This window comes from Variovorax sp. MPBD4-3 (assembly GCF_058809745.1).
Genome location: NZ_JBXASW010000045.1, coordinates 1 through 21,703 on the forward strand (window position 1 = coordinate 1; position 21,703 = coordinate 21,703).

Genomic DNA, 21,703 nt, shown 5'->3' on the forward strand with positions numbered 1-21,703 from the left:
ATCGGCGACTCGGTGGAGAAGGTCGAAGAGGGCAGCAAGCAGGTGGAAGAAGCCGGCCGCACCATGGACGAGATCGTCGGCAGCGTCAAGCGCGTGACGGACATCATGGGCGAGATCACCGCCGCGAGCCAGGAGCAGACCTCGGGCATCGAGCAGATCAACCAGGCCATCACGCAGATGGACCAGGTGACGCAACAGAACGCCGCGCTGGTCGAAGAGGCCTCGGCCGCCGCCCAGTCGCTGCAGGAGCAGGCCGGCAGCCTCGTGCAGACGGTCAGCATCTTCAAGCTCGACGGCAACGCCGTTGCCACCGCGCGCCCCGGCTTCACCCGCATCACCCCCATTGCCAAGCCGGCCAAGCCGGCGCCTGCCGCGGCGAAGCGTCCGGCCAAGGCGCTGCCGACGCGCCGCGAGCCGGGCGGCGGCCCGGCGCCGCAACTGGCCATGGCCGGCGACGCCAAGGGCGACTGGACCGAGTTCTGACTCCGGCCCTCAAGTTTTGTCCGGCGCTGCCGATAGATACAAAGAAGGCGTCTTCGCGGCGCCAAACACACTCTCCAATTGACAGGTAAAGCCTTATGTCCGGAAGCATGTTCTACACAGGTCTGAGCGGCCTCGGCGTCGCCCGCACCGCGCTGATGACCACGGCCCACAACACCGCCAACGTCTACACGGCCGGCTACAGCCGCCAGGTGGCGGAGATTGCCACGGGCAGCGCCATTTCCAGCGGCTCGGGCTACATCGGCACGGGCGCCAACGTCACGACCGTCTCGCGCAGCTACGACCGCTACCTGACCGCGCAGCTTGCCAGCGCCCAGTCGAACTCGGTCGCGCTGGCCACCAACGGCACGCAGATCAACCGCATCGACACCCTGCTGGCCGACAAGACCTCGGGCATCTCGGCGCTGATGCAGAACTTCTTCACCAGCATCCAGGGCGTGGCCAACACCCCGGCCGACCCCGCCGCGCGCCAGCAGATGATCAGTTCCGCGCAGGCGCTGGCCAGCAAGTTCCGCTCGACCGACCAGTACCTGTCGGACCTGAACTCGTCGGTGAACGAGCAGATCGACGGCAGCGTCGACCAGATCAACACCTACGCCAGCAAGATCGCCGGCCTGAACCAGCAGATCAGCCAGGCCACGGCCATGGCCAGCGGCCAGCCGCCGAACGACCTGCTCGACCAGCGCGACCTGCTGGTGAGCCAGCTGAGCCAGGTGGTCGACGTCAAGGTGCTGCAGCAGGACAACGGCAAGTACAACGTGTTCATCGCCACCGGCCAGTCGCTGGTGGTGGGGGACTACGCCTCCCAGATGGTCTCGGTCAACTCGGCCGCCGACCCCACCCGCAAGGCGGTGGCGCTCAAGGGCTTCGGCGGCAACACCGCCGAGCTCGACGACGGCACCTTCAAGGGCGGCGTGCTTGGCGGCCTCATGACCTTCCGCAGCGAAACCCTCATTCCCACGCAAAATTCCATCGGCCGGCTCGCCATGTCGGTGGCCGATGCGGTCAATGCACAGCACAAGCTGGGCGTCGACCTGAACGGCGCGCTGGGCCAGAATTTCTTCAACCAGGCGGTGCCGGGCGTGATGTCCAACGCAAAGAACACAGGCAACCTCGAAATCGGCGCGTCGCTGACCGATGCCTCGAAGCTCACGACCAGCGACTACGACGTCAGCGTCACCAACGTGTCGGGCACGCTCACCTACACGGTCACGCGGCTGTCGGACAAGACGTCGATGGGCAGCTTCACTGCCTTCCCGATCAACTTCGACGGCGTGAGCCTCACCGCCGCCAGCGGCACCGCGCAGGCCGGCGACTCGTTCCTGGTGCAGCCGACCCGCACCGGCGCGCGCGACCTCGACGTGGCGGTGCGCGACCCCGCCAAGGTGGCGGCCGCGTCGCCGCTCGTCACCGGCAACACCGCGGGCAACAAGGGCAGCGCCGCGCTGGGCACCGCGACCGTCGACGCCTCCTACCCCGGCACGCCGCTGGCAGGCACGGTCACGCTGAGCTTCGACGCCGCCACGGGCAACCTGACGGGCTTTCCCGCGACCTCGGCCGTTTCGGTGACGCTGCCCAACGGCACCACCACCAACTACCCGGCCGGCACGCCCGTGCCCTACAGCGCCGGCGCGAAGATGAGCTTCGACGGCGTCACCGTCAGCATGACCGGCGCGCCTGCGCAGGGCGACACCTTCACCATCAAGAACAACACCTCGGGCGTGTCCGACGGCAGCAATGCGCTGCTGCTGGGCGCACTGCAGCGCAAGGCCGTGATGGCCAACGGCACGTCGACCTTCAACGGCGCGTATTCGCAGCTGGTCAGCGAAGTCGGCAACCGGGCCATGGCCGTGAAGGTGGCGGCGGCCACGCAAGACAGCGTGACCGGCCAGATCAAGGCCAGCCAGCAAGCCGTCTCGGGCGTCAACCAGGACGAGGAAACCGCCAACCTGCTGATGTTCCAGCAGATGTACCAGGCCAACGCGAAGGTGATCCAGACCGCGTCGACCATGTTCGACGCGATCCTCGGCATCCGCAGCTGAGCCGTTTCACCGAAGCACAGAATCCAGGAGCCGCGATGCGCATCAGCACCTCATCCTTCTACGAGCAGAACGTCAGCGCCATGGGCCTGCAGCAGCAGAAGCTGTTCAAGGTCCAGCAGCAGCTGGCGACCAATTCCAAGTTCCTGTCCGCCGGCGACGACCCGGTCGGCGCGGCGCGCTCCCTGGGCGTCAGCCAGACGCTGTCGGAAAACGCGCAGTACGCCACCAGCCGCCAGCGCGCGAGCCTGGCGCTGTCGACCGAAGAGAACGCGCTGAACTCGGTGACTTCGATCCTGCAGAACATCAAGACGCTGACGGTGAACGCCGGCAACGGCACGCTCACCGATGCCGACCGCGCCTCGCTCGCCACCACCATCCAGAGCGCCTACGACCAGCTGGTGGGCGTGGCCAATACCGACGACGGCAACGGCCAGTACCTGTTTGCCGGCTTCAAGAGCGGCAGCCCGCCGTTCGTGGCGGCCGCCGGCGGCGGCGTGCAGTACGTGGGCGACCAGGGCCAGCGGCTGATGCAGGTCGACGTGTCGCGCCAGATGTCCACGGGCGACGACGGCCGCAGCATCTTCCAGTCGGTGCAGGGCGGCGCGGGCTACGTGGCTTCGAGCGCGGCCAGCAACACCGGCAGCGCCGTGTTCGGCTCCATCAGCATCGCCGACGCCACGGCAACGAACTACGGCAAGGACTTCACCATCACCTTCAACGGTGGCAACTACACCGTGATGACCAAGGACGTGCCGCCCGTGGTGGCCGGCGCCGGTGCGTACACGGCGGGCTCGCCCGTCAACTTCGGCGGCGTGCAGGTCAAGTTCACCGGCAAGCCGGCGGATGGCGACAGCTTCGACGTGTCGACCGCGCAGAACGCCGGCACCGACGTGTTCGCGGCCATCGGCCAGCTGGTGACCGCGCTGCGCACGCCGCTGGCCGGCGGCGGCGAGGCCGCCCAGGCGCAACTGCAGAACGCGCTGGCCACGGCCAACCGCAAGGTGACGAATGCGCACGACAACGTGCTGACGGTGCTGTCCTCGGTCGGCTCGCGGCAGACGGAACTCGATGCGCTGGACAGCGGCGGTGCCTCGCGCAAGCTGCAGGAAGAGTCTTACCTGTCTTCCATCGAAGACCTGGACCCGTACAGCGCGATCGCCGAGTTCTACCAGCGCCAGTCTTCGCTGCAGGCAACGCAGATGACCTTCGCCAAGCTGAACAGCATTTCGCTATTCAACTACCTGTGACCGGCGGGGGGACAATCGGGGGAGTTCCATTCGACACCCCACGACCATGCCCCGCCTAGACGACCCCCTCCACGACGCAGAAATCGGCTCCCGCGACAGCACGCTGGACACCACCCGCATCGACGACGTGCGCATCGGCGCCGTCCGTCCGCTCATGACCCCCGCGCTCCTGCAGGAACGCGTGCCGGTGCGCGACAACACCCTGGCGCTGGTCGAAGGCAGCCGCGCGGCCATTGCCGACGTGCTGCACGGCCGCGACGACCGGCTGGTGGTGGTGGTCGGCCCCTGCTCCATCCACGACCACGACCAGGCCATCGAATACGCACAGCGCCTGAAGAAGGTCGCCGATTCGCTGCAGGACGACCTGCTGATCGTGATGCGCGCCTACTTCGAGAAGCCGCGCACCACCGTCGGCTGGAAGGGCTACATCAACGACCCGCACCTGGACGGCAGCTTCGCCATCAACGAGGGCCTGGAGCGCGCGCGGCGCCTGCTGCTCGAGCTGACCACGCTGGGCCTGCCGACCGGCACCGAATTCCTCGACCTGCTGAGCCCGCAGTTCATTGCCGACCTGATTGCCTGGGGTGCCATCGGCGCGCGCACCACCGAGAGCCAGAGCCACCGGCAGCTTGCCTCCGGCCTGAGCTGCCCGGTCGGCTTCAAGAACGGCACCGACGGCAGCGTGAAGGTCGCGGCCGACGCCATCCTCGCGGCCCGCGCGCCGCATGCCTTCATGGGCATGACCAAGATGGGCATGGCCGCCATCTTCGAGACGCGCGGCAACGACGACTGCCACGTCATCCTGCGCGGCGGCAAGGCGCCCAACTACTCGGCGGCGGACGTCGCGGCCAGCTGCGAGGCGCTGCTGGCGAACGGCCTGCGGCCCCAGGTCATGGTCGACGTTTCGCACGGCAACAGCAGCAAGCAGCATCAGCGGCAGATCGTCGTCGCCGAAGACGTGGCCGCGCAGATCGCGGCCGGCGAGCGGCGCATCACCGGCATCATGATCGAGAGCCATCTCGAGGAAGGCCGGCAGGACCTGTCGCCGGGCGTGCCGCTGAAGCACGGCGTCTCGATCACCGATGCCTGCATCGGCTTCGCGCAGACGGTGCCGGTGCTCGAGGGGCTGGCGACGGCGGTCAAGGCGCGGCGCCGCTCGGCCAAGGGCTAGGCTAGAGCTAGGGCCGCAGCCCCTGCGTGAACCGCAGCATGTTCGCGATCCCCTGCGCGAACCGCGGTTCCAGGAACGCCGCCAGGTTCGGCATCAGCAGCTGGAGCATGAAGATGCCCGCCAGCAGCGTGAGCGGGAAGCCCACCGCGAAGATGCTGAACTGCGGTGACGCGCGGTTCAGGATGCCCATGGCCAGGTTCAGCGTGAGCAGCGCGGTGATGAGCGGCAGCGACAGCAGCAGCCCGCTGGCGAAGATATCTCCCGCTGCCAGCACCAGGAACATCCATCCTCCCGCCACCAGCGGCCCGTCCGAGATGGGCAGCGTGGCGAAGCTCTCGGCCAGCGCGTTCACGATCAGCAGGTGCCCGTCGAGCGCAAGGAAGATCAGCGTCGCCAGCATGTTCAGCAGCCTCGACACCACCATGGTGCTGCCGCGGCTCATGGGGTCGTAGAAGGACGCGAACGACAGGCCCATCTGCAGGCCGATGTATTCGCCCGCCGCCAGCACGGCGGTGAACACCATCCGCATCGCGAAGCCCATGGCCACGCCGATCAGCACCTGCTGCACGATGATCCACAGCCCGCCGGCGGACACCACGGGCACCGCCGGAAACGGCCCGATGAGCGGCGAGATCACCAGCGTGAGCATGGCGGCGATGCCCACCTTGACCTGCCTCGGCACCCAGGACTCCGCGAAGATGGGTGCGGTGCTCACCAGCGCGAGCATGCGCACGAAGGGCCACAGGAAGGCCACCACCCAGCCCTCGAGCTGGCCCGAAGTGACGGAGAAGATCGAAGGCGTCACGCCAGCATCTGCGGGATGCCGGCGAACAGCGCGCGCATGTAGTCGAGCATGCGGTCGAGCATCCACGGCCCGGCGATGACCAGCGTCGCGAACACGGCGAGCAGCTTGGGAATGAAGGAGAGGGTGGCCTCGTTGATCTGCGTGGCCGCCTGGAAGATGCTGACGATCAGGCCGATGACGAGCGCCACCAGCAGCAGCGGGGCGCCCAGCAGCAGCGAGATTTCCATGGCCCGATGGCCCATGGTCATGACTGATTCGGGTGTCATGTGGCTGTCCTGCCTAGAGATAGAAGCTTTGCGCGAGCGCGCCGATCATCAGCTGCCAGCCGTCGGCCAGCACGAAGAGCATCAGCTTGAAGGGCAGCGCGATGGACGCGGGCGGCACCATCATCATGCCCATCGACATGAGCACGCTGGCCACCACCAGGTCGATGATGAGGAACGGGATGAAGATGGTGAAGCCGATCTGGAACGCGGTCTTCAGCTCGCTGATGACGAAGGAGGGCAGCAGTATGCGCAGCGGCACGTCTTCGGGACCCTGCATCTCGGGCGCCTTGGCGAGCCGGGCGAACAGGGCCAGGTCGGTCTCGCGGGTCTGCTTGAGCATGAAGGTCTTGAAGGGGGCGATGCCGCGCTCCAGCGCCTTTTCCGCGCTGATCTTGTTCTCCGAGAAGGGCTGGTAGGCCTCGGTGTAGGCCTTGTCGAACACCGGCGACATCACGAAGAAGGTAAGGAACAGCGAAAGCCCCACCAGGATCTGGTTGGGTGGCGAGGTCTGCGTGCCGATGGCCGTGCGCAGCAGGCCGAGCACGATCAGGATGCGCGTGAAGCTTGTCATCGACAGCAGCAGCGCGGGCAGGAAGGTGAGCGAGGTCAGCAGCACCAGCGTCTGCACGCTCAGCGACCAGGTCTGGCTGCCGGCGGGCCCGGGGGTGCTGGTGAGGCCGGGCAGGCCCTGGGTCCAGGCGGCCAGGGGCAGCGTGGCGGCGAGCAGCAACAACGCGGCGCGCAGGCCGCGGCGCAAGGCGGGATGCGTCATGGAGCGGAGTGCGCCTTGCCCGAGAGGGATTCGCGCAGCTTGCGGGCAAAGAGTTCGACCGGACTGTTCGTGCCGGCGGCCTGCGCCGCGGCATGGTGGTCCGGGGCCGATGCCTGGGCAGGCAGCGTGTGCAGCGTGTTCACATGGGTCGCGGTAACGCCGAGCACCACCCAGGTGCCGGCAACCTCGATCACCACCACGCGTTCGCGCTGGCCGACCATGGCGCTGGACACCACCTTCACATGCTGGCCGCCGCCCAGGCGCTGCAGCCCGAAGCGGCGCGCGAGCCAGGCGCACAGGAAGATCAGCCCGACCACCACCGCCATGCCGAAGCCGGCCTGCAGCAGGCTGCCGGCACCGACGGCCGACGGCGCGGCCGCGGCGGCTTCGTGCGTGGGCGAGGGCACGGTGGGCAGCGCGGCGTGCGCGCCCCGTGCGCAGAGCAGCAACAGCAGGGCCGGCGCCGCCGCGCCCCATGCAGGCAGGTGCCGGCGCACGTTCATGAGCGGGCGAGCTTCTGCATGCGCTCGGACGGGGTGACGATGTCGGTCAGGCGGATGCCGTATTTCTCGTTCACCACCACCACTTCGCCTTGCGCGATCAGGTAGCCGTTGATCAGCACGTCCAGCGGCTGGCCGGCCAGGCCGTCGAGCTCGACCACCGAGCCCTGCGACAGCTGCAGCAGGTTCTTGATGGTGATGCGGGTGCGGCCGATCTCGGCGGTCAGCTGCACCGGCACGTCGAGCACGCGCGCGATGTCCACCGGGCCGGCGCCCGGGTTGGCGGCGGCGGGCGTGTCCTGGATCTGCTGGAAGACCTGCGCGGTGGCGGGTGCCACGGCGGCGGCTGCTGCTGCGGCTGCCTGGGCTTCCTGCACCGGCGCGGGCGCGGTGGCGGCCGTCTGCTCGGCCAGGGCGGCGGCCCAGTCGTCCGCGTCGCTGCTGGCGGAAGAGTTGTTGTCAGTCATGGTCGTTCTTCAAATCGCTGTCTTGGTGGGAGATCATTTGTTGCACGCGCAGTGCGTAGCGCTCGTTGGAGGTGCCGTAGCCGCACTCCATCACCGGCACGCCGCCGACCTTGGCGACGACGGTCTCGGGCAGCTCGATGGGAATCACGTCGCCGACCTGCAGCTTCATGACCTCGCCCAGCGTCGAGGGCATGGTCACGAAGTCGGCCACCAGCTCCACGTCCGCGGCCTGCATCTGGCGCGACATCTGCTTGACCCAGCGCTTGTCGATCTCGACCTCGTCCTGGATCGGGTTGGACAGCAGGTCGCGGATCGGCTCGATCATCGAGTAGGGCAGGCACACGTGCAGGAAGCCGCCGATGGGGCCGAACTCGATCTGCAGCGTGGTGTTGATCACCACCTCGTTGGGCGCCACGATGTTGGCGAGCTTGCCGTGCATCTCGGCGCGCACGTAGTCGAAGTCGAGCGGGAACACGGGCTGCCACGCCTCGCCGTAGCACTGCAGCGAGATGTCGAGCAGCCGCTTGATGATGCGCTGCTCGGTGCGCGTGAAGTCGCGGCCTTCCACGCGCACGTGGTAGCGGCCGTCGCTGCCGAAGAGGTTGTCCACCACGAGGAACACCAGCTTCGGGTCGAACACGAAGAGGGCCGTGCCGCGCAGCGGCTTCATGTGGATCATGTTGATGTTCGCTGGCACCGGCAGGTGCCGCACGAACTCGCCGAACTGCTGGATCTGGACCTGCCCCACCGAGATGTCGGGGCTGCGGCGCATGAAGTTCAGCAGCGCGCCGCGCAGGCCGCGCGCGAAGCGGTCGTTGATGACCTCCAGCGTGTGCATGCGGTTGCGCACCACGCGGTCGGGCGCGCCGAGGTCGTAGGCCGGCAGGCCGTCCTTGGGCGGGGGCGGCGGGGCCGACGACTGGTCGATGTCTCCGCCGGTGACGCCTTGCAGGAGAGCATCGACCTCGTCCTGGGAAAGCACCTGTTCATACGCCATGGGTCGCTTGTCTGGAGGAAGGGGTGGTCACTGCACGACGAACGTGTTGAACGAGACGCTGGCAATGCCCAGTTCGGGCGCGCCGGCGCTCAGCGGTGTGCTCAGCGCCTTGCGGATCTCCTCGGCCAGCCTGGCCTTGTCTTCCGGCGACACGACGGAGTCGGGCGAACGGTTGGACAGCAGCATCAGCAGCCGGCTGCGCACCTCGGGCATGAACTCGACGAGCTGGGCCTTGGTCTGCTCGTCGCGCACGCGCAGCGCCATGCCGACCTGCAGGAAGCGGCCGCGGCCCTCGGACTGCAGGTTGACCGTCACCGGATCGAGCATCAGATAGATCGGCTTCTCGGGCACCGGCGCCTTGGCGGTCTCGGCGGTGGCGGGCGTGCCCATGAAGCGGGGAACGAGCACGTAGGCGGCCGCGCCCACGGCGACAAGGCCGACGGCGAGCAGCAGCCCGATCATCAGCTTCGAGGAGCGGCGTGAGCCCGGTTCGGCGGGAATGGCGTTGGCGGCGGAAGAGGAGGTAGCCATGGTGAAGCGTTTAACTTGTCCGATCTATTCTTTGCGAAGTCCCTCCTGGATGAACGGCCGAACAAGCGCGAAAAGACGCTTCACATCCGTTCATTGCGCGGCACCGGTGAGGGCGCCGCCGCGGGCGGGGGCAGGTATGGGTTGTCGCCTCAGGCGAAGGTGTCGACCCCCGAGCGCGCAGTGTTGCCCGCAAGGCTGGCGCGCGCGGGCGCCACGGGTTCGGCCGCCGCGCTGTTGCCGGCACGGCCGGCGCCGGGGTAGGCCGGCGCGCCTTGCTGGCGGGCCGCCTGCTGCTGCTGTTGCTGGTTCTGCTGCGCGAAGGCCGCGTCCTGGCCGAAGGGCTGGCGGGTTTCCGCGCCGACGGAGGTCTGGCCCAGCGTGATGCCCTGCTCCGAGAGCGAATTGCGCAACTGCGGCAGCGCGGCCTCCACGGCCTTGCGCACGCTTTCATGCGCCGACACGAACATGGCCTGCGCCTGGTTGTCGCCGATCGACAGCGTGACCTTCAGCGGACCGAGTCCGGCGGGGTTGAGGTTGAGCTCGGCCGTGTGATGGCCGGTGGTGCTCATGCGCGCCAGCTGCTGGCCGAGCGCCGGTGCCCACTTCTCGCTGCCGACTTCGGGGGCGACGGTGTACGCGCCCGGGCGCGTGGCCTGGCCGGTGTCGGCGCTGCGTTCGGCCGGGGCCGCCACCGTGGCGGCCTGCTGCACGGCGATGGGCGTCGCGGCGGGTTGTGCGTCGTCGCCGCCGGTGGATGCGGCGGCGGCAGCGGCGGCCACGGGCAGCGCGGCGGCCTTGGTGTCTTCGGCGGAGGCCTTCGGCTGTGCCGCGCCTGCCAACTGCTCGGCCGTGGCGGCGCTCGCCGTGGTGCGTGCGGAGGCGCGGCCCGAAGCCGCCGTGCCGGCCGGCGCGCCTGCGGCCGCGGCGGGCTTGGTGGCGCCCACGGCGATGGTCTGCGCCGCGACGGCCGCGCTGGCGATGTCGTGCAGCGGCGTGGCCGGGGTGTCGTCGGCAGCGGGCTGGCTGGCGGCCGTGCCCGGCCTGGCGGCGGCGTCCCTGGCCGCGGCCTGGAGGTCGGCGGCCTTCGCGGCATCGGGCGCGGCCTTGGGGTCCGCGCCTGGTGCGGCGCCCTCGGGCAGCGGTTTGGCCAGCGGGTCCTGCACGGCGGCCTCCAGCGGCGTGTCGGCGGCGGCCACGACCGTGGCCGTGCCGGCGGCATCGGCGCCGCGCGCGGCCTGCGCGCTGGCGCGTCCCGCCAGCGTCAGCGCGTGCAGCGGCGTGTGCGCCGGCGCCAGGAAGGCGAGGTTCGGGTCGGCCGGCAGCGGGGCATCCTTGGTGTCGTCGTCGATGCCGGGCCGGCGCACGGTCTTGCGGTCGGCGGAGGCGACGTCGTTGGCCGGCGCGGCGCCGTCCTGCGGCGTGGCCGCGGCATTGCGGCTGCCGGCCCGCGAGCGCTCGAGCGCGGCGCCGAAGCTGGCGCCTTGCGCGTCGTCCGCGCCACGGCCTCGCTGGCCGGCCTGGGTGGCCGAAGAAGTCGCAGAAGACCCGTTGGCGGCGACGGAGGGCGTGATCATGGGTGGCATGTCGGTTCCTGGAGATTCAAAGGGTCGGATGCGATGCGCGGTCGAAGAACTTGCGCGCCGCGCGTTCGTCGCTGTCGCGCTGCTCGCGCTTGGCCTCGGCCATCAGTTCCTGCATGCGCACGCGCTCGGCCAGGGTGTCGAACGAGCTCAGGCGGCGCTTCTGGTGCTGCCAGTCGGTGCGGCCGTTGTCGAGCCGGGTCTCGGTCTGCGCGGCGATGGCGCGCTGCTGCTCGATGGCGCCGTCGAGCGTGCCGAGGAAGTTGCGGTAGTTGCGCCACTGCGAAGAGGGCAGGCCGCCGCGCATCAGCGAGTCGAGCTGGTCGTGGTAGTCCTGCCGGTACTGCAGCAGCAGTTCCAGCTTCTGGCTGGCGTTGAGGTGTGCGCTCTGCAGGGCGCCAAGGCGCCGCGCAGCATCGTCAGTCTGCGTGTGCGCCAGGTCGATCAGCATGCCGAGGGGGAGCTTGCGTGTCATGTCTGGAACTTCTTGGTGTTGGGTGTCCTGGAGTCGAAGCCTTGCGTGGACGCGGGCTCGGGCACGAAGAGGTGCTCGAGCTGCGCGATCGCGTCTTCATAGCCGGTGCGTTCGTCCATCGACTGCTGCAGGAAGGCCTCGATGCGCGGGTACATCGCGATCGCCTTGTCCAGCTGCAGGTCGTGGCCGGGCGCGTAGGCGCCCACGCTGATCAGGTCGCGGTTGCGCTGGTAGCGCGACAGCATCTGCTTGAAGCGGCGCACCGTGTCGAACTGCGAGGACGGGATCAGCGCGGTCATGGCGCGGCTGATGGAGGCCTCGATGTCGATGGCCGGGTAGTGCCCGGCTTCGGCCAGCGTGCGCGAGAGCACCACGTGCCCGTCCAGGATGGCGCGCGCCGAGTCTGCGATCGGGTCCTGCTGGTCGTCGCCTTCGGACAGCACCGTGTAGAAGGCGGTGATGGAGCCGCCGCGCCCCTGCGCGTCGCGCGCGCCGTTGCCCGCGCGCTCCACCAGCGCGGGCAGCCGCGCGAACACCGAAGGCGGATAGCCCTTGGTGGCGGGCGGCTCGCCCACGGCCAGCGCGATCTCGCGCTGCGCCATCGCGTAGCGGGTGAGCGAGTCCATGATGAGCAGCACGTCCTTGCCGCGGTCGCGGAAATACTCGGCCAGGCAGGTCGCGTAGGCCGCGCCCTGCAGGCGCAGCAGCGGCGAGTTGTCGGCCGGCGCCGCAACCACCACCGCGCGCGCCAGGCCTTCCTCGCCCAGCGTGTTCTCGATGAAGTCCTTCACCTCGCGGCCGCGTTCGCCGATCAGTCCGACCACGATGACTTCGGCGCTGGTGTAGCGCGCCATCATGCCCAGCAGCACGCTCTTGCCCACGCCGGAGCCGGCGAACAGGCCCATGCGCTGGCCGCGGCCGACGGTGAGCATGGCGTTGATGGCGCGCACGCCGACGTCGAGCACCGAATCGATCGGCGCGCGCGACAGCGGGTTGATGGGCGGCGAACTCAGCGGCACCTTGCGCGCCACGTCGAGCGGGCCGAGCCCGTCGAGCGGGCGGCCGGCCGCATCGACCACGCGCCCGAGCATGCCTTCGCCCACCGGCAGGCGCTTGGTGTGGGCGTCGCCGCTGGTGCCGGGCTCGGTGGCGCCGGGCCGCGCGAACACGCGCGCGCCGGGCAGCAGGCCCGCCACTTCGGTCTGGGACATCAGGAACAGGCGGTCTCCGGCGAAGCCCACCACCTCGGCCTCCGCATGGCGCTGGGCGTTGCCGGGCGGCAGCTCGATCAGGCAGTCGCTGCCCACGGGCAGCTGCAGGCCGACGGCTTCCAGCACCAGGCCGACGGCGCGCGTGAGGCGGCCCGAGGCGGTGGTGGTTTCGCAGCGCGCGACATTGCCGCGCGCCTTCTCCAGCGCGGCGCGCACTGTCTGCAGATGGGGGTTGGCGGTGGCGGTCTGCATGGCGCTCAGAAGGTCTCGGCTTCGCCGTCGTCGCCCGTGCCGCGCACGGCCGCGGCCACGCGCTTCCAGCGGGTCTGCAGCGTGCCGTCGAGCTCGCCGTTGGCGGACTGCACGCGGCAGCCGCCGCGTTCGATGTGGTCGTCGGCGCGCATCTGCCAGCCGGCGGCCTCGATCTCCTCGCCCAGGCTGTTGCGCACCAGCGCAACGTCGTCGGGGTGCAGCAGCAGGCGCGGTTCGCCGCGCAGCGCGGGCTCGGTGTTGAGCAGGTCGCGCACCACCGGCAGCACCCATTCGGGCTCGGTCTTCAGCGTGCGGTGCACCACCTGGCGCGCCACGTCGAGCGCAAGCGCGAGCACGGCCTCGGCCAGTTCGCTCTCTGCGCGGCGCAGGGCATCGGGCAGCGACTGCGCCAGCGCGCGCAGGCGTTCAGCGTGCACGCTGGCGGCGGCGAGGCCGGTCGCCAGGCCTTCGGTGTGGCCGACCTTGCGGCCTTCGGCCAGGCCCGCGGCGCGGCCCTCGGCTTCGCCGGCGGCGCGCGCGTCCTTGCGGATGCGGGCCAGCTCGGCCAGGTCGATCTTGGGTGCGGGCGGCGGCGCGGGCGGCAGGGCGCTGCCGTTGGCATTGCCGTGGGCATTGCGTTCGGTGGCCTTGCGCCGGTCGGGCGTCTTGCCGCCGTCGAGCGTGCCCATTTCCCAGCGCTCCCATGCCGAGAGCGCGGGAACGCTGGCGGCGGCCGCGTGGCGCGCGGCGGCCTGGATGGCGGCGAGGCGTTCGCGCGATTCGCCGAACGCGCGGGTGGTGTCAGACGAAGTCATCGGTGCCAGGCGCCGCAATCACGATTTCGCCGGCCTCCGCCAGACGGCGGGCGACCTGCAGGATGGCCTTCTGTTCGGTCTCGACCTGCGAGACGCGCACGGGGCCGCGCAATTCCATGTCCTCGCGCAGCGTCTCGGCGGCGCGTTGCGACATGTTGTTGAGGAACTTGTCGCGCAGCTCCATCGGCGCGCCCTTGAGCGCGATGATGAGCGAGTCGGACTCGATGTCCTTGAGCAGGCGCTGGATGCTGCGGTCTTCCAGGCCCAGCAGGTTCTCGAACACGAACATCTCGTCGACGATGCGCTGTGCCAGCGCCTCGTCCTTCTCGCGGACGTGGGCGATGGCTTCTTCTTCGACCGCGGTGCTCATCAGGTTGACGATCTCGGCCGCCGCGCGCACGCCGCCCAGGCGGCTGCGTCGCACGCCCTGGCCCGCGAGCATTTCGGTCAGCACGTCGGTCAGCTCCTTCAGCGCGGAGGGCTGCACGCCGCCGAGCGTCGCCACGCGCATGATCACGTCGTGGCGCAGGCGCGTGGGCAGCTTCTCCAGCACTTCGGAAGCCTTCATGCGGTCCAGGTGAACCACCAGCGTCGCGAGGATCTGCGGATGCTCGTCGCGGATGAGCTCGGCCACCTCGCCGGCCTCGAGTTCGTTGAGGCGCTCGATGCCGCCGCGCGGCTCGTCGGGCTGCAGGATGTCTTCCAGCAGGTTGCTCGCGCGGTCGTCGCCCAGTGCCTTCTTCAGCACGGCACGGATGTAGCTGGTGGAGCCCAGGTGCAGGGCCGACAGCTGCTCGGTCTCCTCGCGGAACTCGGCAAGCACGGATGCCAGCTCCTCCTTGGAGACGGAGGTCAGCTTGGACATCGCCAGGCCCAGTGCCTGCACCTCGGAGGTGGGCAGCTGGTGCAATGCGGCGGCCGCGCGGTCTTCGCCCAGCGCCATGAGCAAGATGGCGCTCTTGCGGGTTCCCAGTTCGCTACTCATCGGTGTTCATCCAGTGCTGGATCAGGGCGGCCACCAGCTTCGGATCCTTGTCGGCGAGCTGGTGGGCATAGTCCATGTCGGCCTTCTTGCGGCTGGCCTCGCGTTCGCGCAGGCTCTCCTCGGCGGACGGCGTGTCGGGGTCGGGCGCGGCGGCCGGCTCGACGGCGGCCACGGGGGCCGGTGCCGGCGCGGCGGGCGCATGGCGGCGCGTCAGCGGCCGCAGCACGGCCAGCCAGGCGAACAGCGCGATCAGCGCATACAGCAGGTACTGGCCCACCGTCTTGCCGATCTCGATGTTCTCGCGGTCGCGCCAGAACGGTACTTCGGGCGCTGGGCCGCTGTCGGCGTCGCGGGCGAAGGCGCTGTTGACCACGTTGAGCGAGTCGCCGCGGTCCTGGCTGAAGCCCATGGCTTCCTTCGCCAGGTTGCGGATCTGCTCCAGCTCGGCGGGCGTGAGCGCGCGGCTGTTGACCTTGCCGGCGGCATCGACCGCGTCGCGGTTGTTCACGACCACCGCGACCGACAGCCGCTTCACGCCGCCGGCGGCCTGCTGCACGTGGCGGATGGTGCGGTCGAGTTCGTAGTTGGTGGTGGTGTCCTTGCGGGTGCTGCTCGGGCCGGTGGCCGCGCCCGCGGTGGAGGCGGTGGTCGCACCTTGGGCGCCCTGGGCGCCGGGGGTGCCGGGCGCACCTGGCGTTCCGGGCGGCGGCGTGCCGGGGGCGTTGGGCGCGCGCGGGCCGACGATGGGTGCCGTCGGGTTCACCGGCGGCTGGTTGGTCAGGGCGCCGGGCACGCCGCCGGGCGGGGCGCCGTTGTGCTGCGCCGACTCGCTCGACTGCTGGCTGCGCACGGCGGCCTGCGACGGGTCCTGGTTGGGCTTGTACTTCTCGTCGGTGTGCTCGACCACCGAGAAGTCGATGTCGGCCGCGACCTGGGCGCGCACGTTGTTCGCGCCCACGATGGGTTGCAGGATGGCCTCGATGCGGCGGATGTAGTTCTGCTCGATCTCCTGCGCATACTTGAGCTGGCTCACGTCCAGCCCGCGCTCGGTGCCGCGTGCGGAAGACAGCAGGTTGCCGCGCTGGTCGACCACGGTCACGCTCTTGGCGTCCAGGTCGGGCACGCTGCTGGAGACCATGTGCACGATGGCGCTGACCTGGCCTTCGTCGATGCTGCGCCCGCGCATCAGGTTCAGCACCACGGAGGCCGAAGGCTTCTTCTGGTCGCGCACGAACAGCGACGGCTTGGGCAGCGCCAGGTGCACCCGGGCCGACTCGATGCTGCCGATGGATTCGATGGAGCGCGCCAGCTCTCCCTCCAGCCCGCGCTGGTAGTTGATCTGCTCGGCGAACTGGCTGGTGCCGAACTTCTGGTTGTCCATCAGTTCGAAGCCGACGCCGCCGGCCTTGGGCAGGCCCTGGGCCGCGAGCTTGAGGCGCGTTTCCGCGACCTTGTCGCCGGCGATCAGGATCGCGCCGCCGCCATCGGCGAACTTGTAGGGAACGTTCATCTGCTGCAGCGACGCGATGATCGCGCCGCCGTCGCGGTCCGACACATTGGTATAGAGCACCTTGTAGTCGGGCGTGCGGCTCCACAGCACGAACGCGGCGGCCGCAGCCACCAGGGCCGCGCCGCCGACGATCAGCGGCAGCTTCGGCTGCGCGCGCAGGCGTTCCAGGATCGGTGGCAGGCCGTTGCCGGCCGCCGGCGGCTCGCCGGCGGGTGCCGCCGTGCTCATGCGGGCACCTTGGTCATGGCCGGGCGGCCGCAGGGGTCGAGAGCCATGTCGAGAGAAGAAATTCGGTGTTGAGATGTCATTCCGGGTGGCCGGTGATGTCGTCCGCGGCCTGTTCGTTTCGCGAACGATTGTCAACAGACGCAAGGAATTCGATCGGTCGAACAGCCGGGGTTTTTGCCCTCAGTTGGGCGCTTGAATCCGGGTCTTCCCTTGATACGCTGCGTGCCGGCCGAGGGGCTTTGGTCCCTCCTTGTCAAGTCACGCAGAAGTGTTCAAAGAGAAAGAACCCAGCCATGTCGATCAGCGCCATCGAATCCGTCCTGCAGCAGATGCGCGTCACCGCGCTCAATACCGGCATCGCGCCCGCGAGCGCCGCGCCCGCCGAGGCCGGCGGCGGCTTTGCCGCTGAGCTGAAGCGCTCGCTCGCCAACATCAGCAACGCCCAGCAAGGCGCCTATGCGCAGGCCGAGTCCTTCGAAATGGGCAAGCCGGGCGTGGCGCTCAACGACGTGATGGTCGACCTGCAGAAGGCCAACGTGGCGTTCCAGACCGGATTGCAGGTGCGCAACCGCCTGGTGGGCGCCTACCAGGAGGTGATGAGCCTGCAGGCCTGATGGCGGGAGGTTGTGGCCCCCGGCGGCCCTGGTGAACTTTTTTGTGCGCCGCCCTAAATGTTTGAAAGCTCCGGCCGATAACCAAATCAACGATGGCTTGAGTCTCACAGTGGAAGCGGGTCCAGCGTTACGGCCGAAAGCCGGAGTCCACAACCTTTTTTCATCAATCAGGAGTCGAACATGGCGCAAGTCATCAACACGAACAGCCTTTCTCTGCTCACGCAGAACAACCTGAACAAGTCGCAGTCGGCCTTGAACAGCGCCATCGAGCGCCTGTCGTCCGGCATGCGCATCAACAGCGCCAAGGACGATGCAGCCGGCCAGGCCATCGCCAACCGCTTCACGGCCAACATCAAGGGCCTGACGCAAGCAACGCGCAACGCCAACGACGGCATCTCGATCGCTCAGACGACCGAAGGCGCGCTGACCGAAGTCAACAACAACCTGCAGCGCATCCGCGAACTGTCGGTGCAAGCCGGCACGGGCACGAACTCGGCGACCGACCTGGACTCGATCCAGGGTGAAATCACCCAGCGCCTGAACGAAATCAACCGCGTGTCGGAACAGACCCAGTTCAACGGCGTGAAGGTCCTGTCGGCCAACGCCGGCAAGCTGACCGTGCAAGTCGGCGCGAACGATGGCGAAACCATCGACATCGACCTGCAGGAAATCAGCGCCAAGACCCTGGGCCTGGACGGCTTCAACGTCAACGGCAAGGGCGTTTCCGCCAACGTCAAGGCCAACGTCAACGACCTGACCAAGGCTGGCGCCACCGGCACGGGCCCCTACACCGTGACGACCAGCTTCGCCAAGGTGACGGCCGAGCAGGCAGTCGACGCCATGCAGGACGGCAACACCGCCGTCGTGGGTGCGACCACCTACAAGTACGACGCTACCGCCGGCAACTTCACGACGACCGCCACGGTCGCCACCGGCGCGCCCACCACGGCTTTCGCCGCGACGCTGCTGCCGACGGCCGGCAACAAGTTCTCCGGTACGTTCACGGGCGCCAGCGGCTCCACGAACTTCGAAGTCGACAGCACCGGCGCGATCACGATCGGCGGCCAGGCTGCCTACATCTCCGGCGGCAACCTGACGACCAACAACGTCGGCGCTCCCCCGGCTGCCACCGCTGCAACGCTGTTCGGCGGTGCCGACACCGGCGCCGGCGCTTCGAGCATCAAGCTCAACGGCACGACCTACAACTTCGCTGCTGGCGCCAACTCGGGCTTCACGTACACCAAGACGGTGTCGAAGGACGACGTCAAGACCGCCGTTGCCGGCGCTGCTTCCACTGTCAACCTCGGCCAGGGCATCTTCGCCTCGACCGTGACGTTCGCTGCGGCCGGTGGCCTGTCCAGCGACACGTACATGGACAACGACAAGGAAATGACCAAGACCGCGTCGTACACCACCGACTACGCAGTCAACGCGGTCAACGGCGAAGTGACCGTTGCCTCGACGACCGGTACCGGCAAGTACGCCGCACAGGTCGGCGCCACGGCATACATCAACTCGGCCGGCAAGCTGACCACGGACACGACCAGCAAGGGCACGAAGACGACCGACCCGCTGGCTGCCCTGGACGCGGCCCTGGCCAAGGTCGACACGCTGCGCGGCTCGCTGGGCGCGGTGCAGAACCGTTTCGACTCCGTGATCGCCAACCTCGGCACCACGGTGACCAACCTGTCGTCGTCGCGTTCGCGCATCCAGGACGCCGACTACGCGGTCGAAGTGTCGAACATGACGCGCGCCCAGATCCTGCAGCAAGCAGGTACCTCGGTGCTGTCGCAAGCCAACCAGACCACGCAAGGCGTGCTGTCGCTCCTGCGTTGATCGACAAGGCCTAGTTAGCCAGCAACAGCAAGGAAAAGCCGGGCCCCTCCCGCAAGGGTGGGGTCCGGTGGGCGCAGGCAACCGGGGCAAGCCGGAGCCGCCTGCGCTGTCCTCTGCGGCCATGCCCCGACAGGCGAGGCCGCAGAGCACAGCGAACCCAGCAAGACAAGGTGGAAATGATGTTGAACCCCGTGCCGGCGAATTCCGTGAAAGAAAGCCAGTGGACGCAACTGCTCCTCGGTGACGTTGCGGGTGCGGGTGCGCGCGGCGCGGCCACCGCCGAGAAGGACGACGCGAAGGAGCAGGCGACGCCGGTGCAGGTGGAGCAGGCGGTGCGCCAGGTGAACAAGGCGCTCTCGCTTCGCGAGGTTGGCCTGAGCTTCGAGGTCGACAAGGACACCGACAAGGTCATCGTCAAGGTGGTGGATCGCGCCAGCGGCGAGGTCATCCGCCAGATCCCCAATGAAGAAGTCGTGCGCATGGCGAAGCTGATGAGCGACGGCAAAGGCCTCCTGGTGGACCACGCGGCCTGAGGCCGCGGCACACCGGTTTCTCCAGCGACGGCAATCAACTACACGACAGGAAAGCAATCACATGGCAACCATCACCAGTCTCGGCGTCGGCGCCAATCTCGACCTCGCAACCCTGCTCACGAAACTCGAGACGGCCGAGAGCCAGCCGCTGGTGGCATTGCAGGCCAAGGCCAAGAGCTACACGAGCAAGCTGTCGGCCTACGGCACGATCCAGAGCGCGCTCGGCACGCTGCAGGCGGCCGCCAAGAAGCTGGGCGACCCGACGCTTTTCCAGAGCGTGACCGGCACGCCCACGGTCAGCGGCATTCTTTCCGCGTCTTCCACCGACGTGAGCTCGGCCGGCAGCTACACCATCGACGTGTCGCAGCTCGCGCAGGCGCAGACCCTGGTGAGCGCGGGCCAGGTCGATACCAAGACCGCCATCGGCAGCGGCAAGATCACCATCGACTTCGGCGCCATCACCGGCGGCACGCTCAATGCCGCGACCGGCCAGTACACCGGCGCCGCCTTCACCGCGGATGCGAGCCAGCCCGCCAAGTCGATCACCATCGATTCGAGCAACAACACGCTCGAAGGAATCCGCAAGGCGATCAACGACGCCAACGCCGGCGTGACCGCGGCGATCGTGAGCGACGGCAGCGGCGCGCCCAACCGGCTGGTGCTGACCTCCACGGCGACCGGGGAGAAGTCGAGCATGCGCATTTCGGTGGACGGCGACGCGGCGCTGCAGGGCCTGCTGAACAACGACCCGGCCGGCACGCAGAACCTGAAGCAGACGGCGGCGGCGCAGAACGCCAAGCTCAACGTCAACGGCATCGACGTGACCAGCGCGACCAACACCGTCAAGGACGCCATCCAGGGCACCACGCTCACGCTGGTGGGCACCGGCAAGACCGGCCTGGCGATGAAGGAGAACTCGGCCGGCGTGAAGACGGCGATCAACGATTTCGTGAAGGCCTACAACAGCCTGCAGAGCACCGCCAAGACGCTCACCGCCTACGATGCGACCACCAAGACGGCCGCCGCGCTGGTTGGCGACAGCACGCTGCGCAACCTGCAGACGCGCATCCGCCAGGCGCTCACCACGCCGCAGGCCGGCGGCGTGAACGACATGAAGGTGCTCACCGAGATCGGCGTGGCCTTCCAGAAGGACGGCACGCTGGCCGTGGACTCCGACAAGCTCGACAAGGCCCTGGGCGCCAACCTGAAGGGCGTGGCCAACCTGTTCTCCAGCGCGACCGGCAGCACGGGCGGCTACGGCAAGCAGATCGACGCGATCGTGACCGACCTCAACGCCAACGCCCTGAAGGTGGCCAGCGACGGCGTGACCTCGACGATCAAGAAGCTCGACGACCAGTACGACGCGATGCAGGTGCGCGTGGACTCCACGGTCGACCGTTACCGCAAGCAGTTCAACCAGCTCGACGTGCTGATCGGCAAGCTGAACAACACCAAGAGCTACCTCACGCAGCAGTTCGACGCGCTGACCAAGAGCAGCAAGTAAGCGGCGCAGAAGACGCAGACCCATCCGGAGCAACCGCAGATGTACACCTCTCACAACATGCGCACCGGCGCCGGCGCTTATGCGCGCGTCGGCGTGGAAACGAGCGTGATGAGCGCGTCGCCGCACCAGCTCATCGTCATGCTTTTCGACGGCGCCAAGACCGCCATCGGCATGGCCAGGCATCACATGGCGGCCGGCGAGATCGAAGCCAAGGGCAAGGCGATCTCGAAGGCCATCGGCATCGTGGACAACGGCCTGAAGGCCGGCCTCGATGCACAGGCAGCCGGCGAGGCCGGTGCCGAACTCGTGGGCAACCTGTCGGCGCTGTACGACTACATCGTCCAGCGTCTGTTCCGGGCCAACCTGCACAACGACGTGCAGGCCCTGGACGAGGCCGACCGGCTGCTCGAGAACATCGCTTCCGCCTGGCGGGAAATCGATGACCGGGCCCGCGGCTGATCCGCGACAGCAATTGAAGACAGGGAAAGACAGGGAAAAGATGGTAGTCCGGAGTGAGATCGTTCATTGCTACGAGGAGCTTGCCTCCAGCGTCTCTCTGATGCTGGAACTCGCACGCGACAAGGATTGGGGCCGGCTGCCCGAGCTCGAGGCCCGTTGCTCGGCCATCGTCGACCGGCTCAAGGTCATCGAGCCCATCGGGACGCTGGAGGCGGTGGAAGTGGAGCGGGTCCTGTATCTGCTCGACCGCATCCGCGCCGAGCAGACCGAGGTGTCGGAACTGATCAAGCCGCAGCTCGATGAGCTCATCAGCCGCATGGGTTATCTCAGCCAGCAGAAGAATCTGGGCAGGGCCTACGGGCTGACGCACTGATGGCTGCCTGAGAAAAGAAGCGTCGCGAC

23 protein-coding genes are annotated in these 21,703 nt (G+C 68.5%); 10 read left to right on the plus strand and 13 right to left on the minus strand.

Going from position 1 to position 21,703, the window contains the following annotated elements; genetic code table 11:
• The 4 genes from AC1RVW_RS22345 to AC1RVW_RS22360 form a co-directional block, all read left to right on the plus strand.
• Positions 1–483 (plus strand): methyl-accepting chemotaxis protein (locus AC1RVW_RS22345; RefSeq protein WP_493202572.1); only part of this gene is annotated, 483 nt, incomplete at its 5' end.
• Between the two features lie 107 nt (positions 484–590).
• Complete coding sequence (gene flgK, locus AC1RVW_RS22350; protein WP_234382380.1) at positions 591–2,543, plus strand: flagellar hook-associated protein FlgK; 1,953 nt, start codon at positions 591–593, stop codon at positions 2,541–2,543.
• A gap of 35 nt (positions 2,544–2,578) precedes the next feature.
• A complete protein-coding gene (gene flgL, locus AC1RVW_RS22355; RefSeq protein ID WP_106937121.1) occupies positions 2,579–3,790 on the plus strand; it encodes a flagellar hook-associated protein FlgL in 1,212 nt (403 codons plus the stop codon).
• Between the two features lie 46 nt (positions 3,791–3,836).
• Positions 3,837–4,961 carry a 3-deoxy-7-phosphoheptulonate synthase gene (locus AC1RVW_RS22360; protein WP_106937122.1) on the plus strand — a complete coding sequence of 375 codons (1,125 nt, stop codon included), beginning with the start codon at positions 3,837–3,839 and terminating at the stop codon, positions 4,959–4,961.
• A 7-nt stretch (positions 4,962–4,968) separates the two neighbouring features.
• Here the strand turns inward: AC1RVW_RS22360 and fliR are convergent, their stop codons facing one another.
• The 13 genes from fliR to fliF form a co-directional block, all read right to left on the minus strand.
• A complete protein-coding gene (gene fliR, locus AC1RVW_RS22365; RefSeq protein WP_493202607.1) occupies positions 4,969–5,754 on the minus strand; it encodes a flagellar biosynthetic protein FliR in 786 nt (261 codons plus the stop codon).
• Between the two features lie 8 nt (positions 5,755–5,762).
• Complete coding sequence (gene fliQ / locus AC1RVW_RS22370; RefSeq protein ID WP_081265887.1) at positions 5,763–6,032, minus strand: flagellar biosynthesis protein FliQ; 270 nt, start codon at positions 6,030–6,032, stop codon at positions 5,763–5,765.
• A gap of 13 nt (positions 6,033–6,045) precedes the next feature.
• Positions 6,046–6,804: a flagellar type III secretion system pore protein FliP gene (fliP, locus tag AC1RVW_RS22375; RefSeq protein WP_081265886.1), complete on the minus strand. Its 759-nt coding sequence runs from the start codon at positions 6,802–6,804 to the stop codon at positions 6,046–6,048.
• Positions 6,801–7,307: a flagellar biosynthetic protein FliO gene (gene fliO, locus AC1RVW_RS22380; protein ID WP_493202575.1), complete on the minus strand. Its 507-nt coding sequence runs from the start codon at positions 7,305–7,307 to the stop codon at positions 6,801–6,803. Before fliO ends, fliP begins: the two co-directional genes overlap by 4 nt.
• Positions 7,304–7,771 (minus strand): flagellar motor switch protein FliN, encoded by a 468-nt coding sequence (gene fliN, locus AC1RVW_RS22385; protein ID WP_493202577.1) that lies wholly within the window; start codon positions 7,769–7,771, stop codon positions 7,304–7,306. The genes fliO and fliN overlap by 4 nt, the downstream gene beginning before the upstream one ends.
• Positions 7,764–8,768, minus strand: a complete 1,005-nt coding sequence (gene fliM / locus AC1RVW_RS22390; protein WP_081265883.1) for a flagellar motor switch protein FliM — start codon at positions 8,766–8,768, stop codon at positions 7,764–7,766. The genes fliN and fliM overlap by 8 nt, the downstream gene beginning before the upstream one ends.
• Before the next feature lie 27 nt (positions 8,769–8,795).
• Complete coding sequence (gene fliL / locus AC1RVW_RS22395; RefSeq protein WP_106937125.1) at positions 8,796–9,299, minus strand: flagellar basal body-associated protein FliL; 504 nt, start codon at positions 9,297–9,299, stop codon at positions 8,796–8,798.
• Positions 9,300–9,448: 149 nt separating this feature from the next.
• Positions 9,449–10,882 (minus strand): flagellar hook-length control protein FliK, encoded by a 1,434-nt coding sequence (locus AC1RVW_RS22400; protein ID WP_493202579.1) that lies wholly within the window; start codon positions 10,880–10,882, stop codon positions 9,449–9,451.
• 16 nt (positions 10,883–10,898) lie between these two features.
• Positions 10,899–11,354: a flagellar export protein FliJ gene (fliJ, locus tag AC1RVW_RS22405; RefSeq protein WP_081271458.1), complete on the minus strand. Its 456-nt coding sequence runs from the start codon at positions 11,352–11,354 to the stop codon at positions 10,899–10,901.
• Positions 11,351–12,817, minus strand: a complete 1,467-nt coding sequence (gene fliI, locus AC1RVW_RS22410) for a flagellar protein export ATPase FliI (protein ID WP_409196084.1) — start codon at positions 12,815–12,817, stop codon at positions 11,351–11,353. Before fliI ends, fliJ begins: the two co-directional genes overlap by 4 nt.
• A gap of 5 nt (positions 12,818–12,822) precedes the next feature.
• Positions 12,823–13,632, minus strand: a complete 810-nt coding sequence (gene fliH, locus AC1RVW_RS22415; protein ID WP_493202581.1) for a flagellar assembly protein FliH — start codon at positions 13,630–13,632, stop codon at positions 12,823–12,825.
• Complete coding sequence (gene fliG / locus AC1RVW_RS22420) at positions 13,619–14,617, minus strand: flagellar motor switch protein FliG (RefSeq protein ID WP_081271455.1); 999 nt, start codon at positions 14,615–14,617, stop codon at positions 13,619–13,621. The genes fliH and fliG overlap by 14 nt, the downstream gene beginning before the upstream one ends.
• Positions 14,610–16,355, minus strand: coding sequence for a flagellar basal-body MS-ring/collar protein FliF (fliF, locus tag AC1RVW_RS22425; RefSeq protein WP_493202584.1), 1,746 nt, complete (start codon positions 16,353–16,355; stop codon positions 14,610–14,612). The genes fliG and fliF overlap by 8 nt, the downstream gene beginning before the upstream one ends.
• A 293-nt stretch (positions 16,356–16,648) precedes the next feature.
• Between fliF and fliE the strand changes: the two genes are divergently transcribed.
• The 6 genes from fliE to AC1RVW_RS22455 all read left to right on the plus strand — a co-directional run bounded on the left by fliE (position 16,649) and on the right by AC1RVW_RS22455 (position 21,674).
• Entirely contained in the window at positions 16,649–16,969 is a 321-nt protein-coding gene (fliE, locus tag AC1RVW_RS22430; RefSeq protein ID WP_081271454.1) for a flagellar hook-basal body complex protein FliE, read from the plus strand.
• A 180-nt stretch (positions 16,970–17,149) separates the two neighbouring features.
• Positions 17,150–18,805, plus strand: coding sequence for a FliC/FljB family flagellin (locus AC1RVW_RS22435; RefSeq protein ID WP_106937131.1), 1,656 nt, complete (start codon positions 17,150–17,152; stop codon positions 18,803–18,805).
• Positions 18,806–19,011: 206 nt separating this feature from the next.
• Complete coding sequence (locus AC1RVW_RS22440) at positions 19,012–19,338, plus strand: flagellar protein FlaG (protein WP_493202586.1); 327 nt, start codon at positions 19,012–19,014, stop codon at positions 19,336–19,338.
• Positions 19,339–19,399: 61 nt separating this feature from the next.
• The gene (gene fliD, locus AC1RVW_RS22445) at positions 19,400–20,842 is read left to right on the plus strand and encodes a flagellar filament capping protein FliD (RefSeq protein WP_081271451.1); all 1,443 of its coding nucleotides are present in this window, start codon (positions 19,400–19,402) and stop codon (positions 20,840–20,842) included.
• Between the two features lie 39 nt (positions 20,843–20,881).
• Entirely contained in the window at positions 20,882–21,301 is a 420-nt protein-coding gene (gene fliS, locus AC1RVW_RS22450) for a flagellar export chaperone FliS (protein ID WP_081271450.1), read from the plus strand.
• Between the two features lie 40 nt (positions 21,302–21,341).
• A complete protein-coding gene (locus AC1RVW_RS22455; protein WP_081271460.1) occupies positions 21,342–21,674 on the plus strand; it encodes a flagellar protein FliT in 333 nt (110 codons plus the stop codon).
• Positions 21,675–21,703: the final 29 nt, after the last annotated feature.

Excerpts from the sequence above, each read along its gene's own strand:
- fliG (WP_081271455.1), bottom strand. The coding sequence starts at position 14,617 with ATGAGTAGCGAACTGGGAACCCGCAAGAGCGCCATCTTGCTCATGGCG.
- fliH (WP_493202581.1), bottom strand. The coding sequence starts at position 13,632 with ATGACTTCGTCTGACACCACCCGCGCGTTCGGCGAATCGCGCGAACGC.
- fliS (WP_081271450.1), top strand. The coding sequence starts at position 20,882 with ATGTACACCTCTCACAACATGCGCACCGGCGCCGGCGCTTATGCGCGC.
- fliM (WP_081265883.1), bottom strand. The coding sequence starts at position 8,768 with ATGGCGTATGAACAGGTGCTTTCCCAGGACGAGGTCGATGCTCTCCTG.
- fliO (WP_493202575.1), bottom strand. The coding sequence starts at position 7,307 with ATGAACGTGCGCCGGCACCTGCCTGCATGGGGCGCGGCGGCGCCGGCC.
- fliN (WP_493202577.1), bottom strand. The coding sequence starts at position 7,771 with ATGACTGACAACAACTCTTCCGCCAGCAGCGACGCGGACGACTGGGCC.
- fliJ (WP_081271458.1), bottom strand. The coding sequence starts at position 11,354 with ATGACACGCAAGCTCCCCCTCGGCATGCTGATCGACCTGGCGCACACG.
- fliP (WP_081265886.1), bottom strand. The coding sequence starts at position 6,804 with ATGACGCATCCCGCCTTGCGCCGCGGCCTGCGCGCCGCGTTGTTGCTG.
- fliL (WP_106937125.1), bottom strand. The coding sequence starts at position 9,299 with ATGGCTACCTCCTCTTCCGCCGCCAACGCCATTCCCGCCGAACCGGGC.
- AC1RVW_RS22400 (WP_493202579.1), bottom strand. The coding sequence starts at position 10,882 with ATGCCACCCATGATCACGCCCTCCGTCGCCGCCAACGGGTCTTCTGCG.
- flgL (WP_106937121.1), top strand. The coding sequence starts at position 2,579 with ATGCGCATCAGCACCTCATCCTTCTACGAGCAGAACGTCAGCGCCATG.
- fliI (WP_409196084.1), bottom strand. The coding sequence starts at position 12,817 with ATGCAGACCGCCACCGCCAACCCCCATCTGCAGACAGTGCGCGCCGCG.
- fliE (WP_081271454.1), top strand. The coding sequence starts at position 16,649 with ATGTCGATCAGCGCCATCGAATCCGTCCTGCAGCAGATGCGCGTCACC.
- AC1RVW_RS22360 (WP_106937122.1), top strand. The coding sequence starts at position 3,837 with ATGCCCCGCCTAGACGACCCCCTCCACGACGCAGAAATCGGCTCCCGC.
- flgK (WP_234382380.1), top strand. The coding sequence starts at position 591 with ATGTTCTACACAGGTCTGAGCGGCCTCGGCGTCGCCCGCACCGCGCTG.
- AC1RVW_RS22435 (WP_106937131.1), top strand. The coding sequence starts at position 17,150 with ATGGCGCAAGTCATCAACACGAACAGCCTTTCTCTGCTCACGCAGAAC.
- fliQ (WP_081265887.1), bottom strand. The coding sequence starts at position 6,032 with ATGACACCCGAATCAGTCATGACCATGGGCCATCGGGCCATGGAAATC.
- fliF (WP_493202584.1), bottom strand. The coding sequence starts at position 16,355 with ATGAGCACGGCGGCACCCGCCGGCGAGCCGCCGGCGGCCGGCAACGGC.
- fliD (WP_081271451.1), top strand. The coding sequence starts at position 19,400 with ATGGCAACCATCACCAGTCTCGGCGTCGGCGCCAATCTCGACCTCGCA.
- AC1RVW_RS22455 (WP_081271460.1), top strand. The coding sequence starts at position 21,342 with ATGGTAGTCCGGAGTGAGATCGTTCATTGCTACGAGGAGCTTGCCTCC.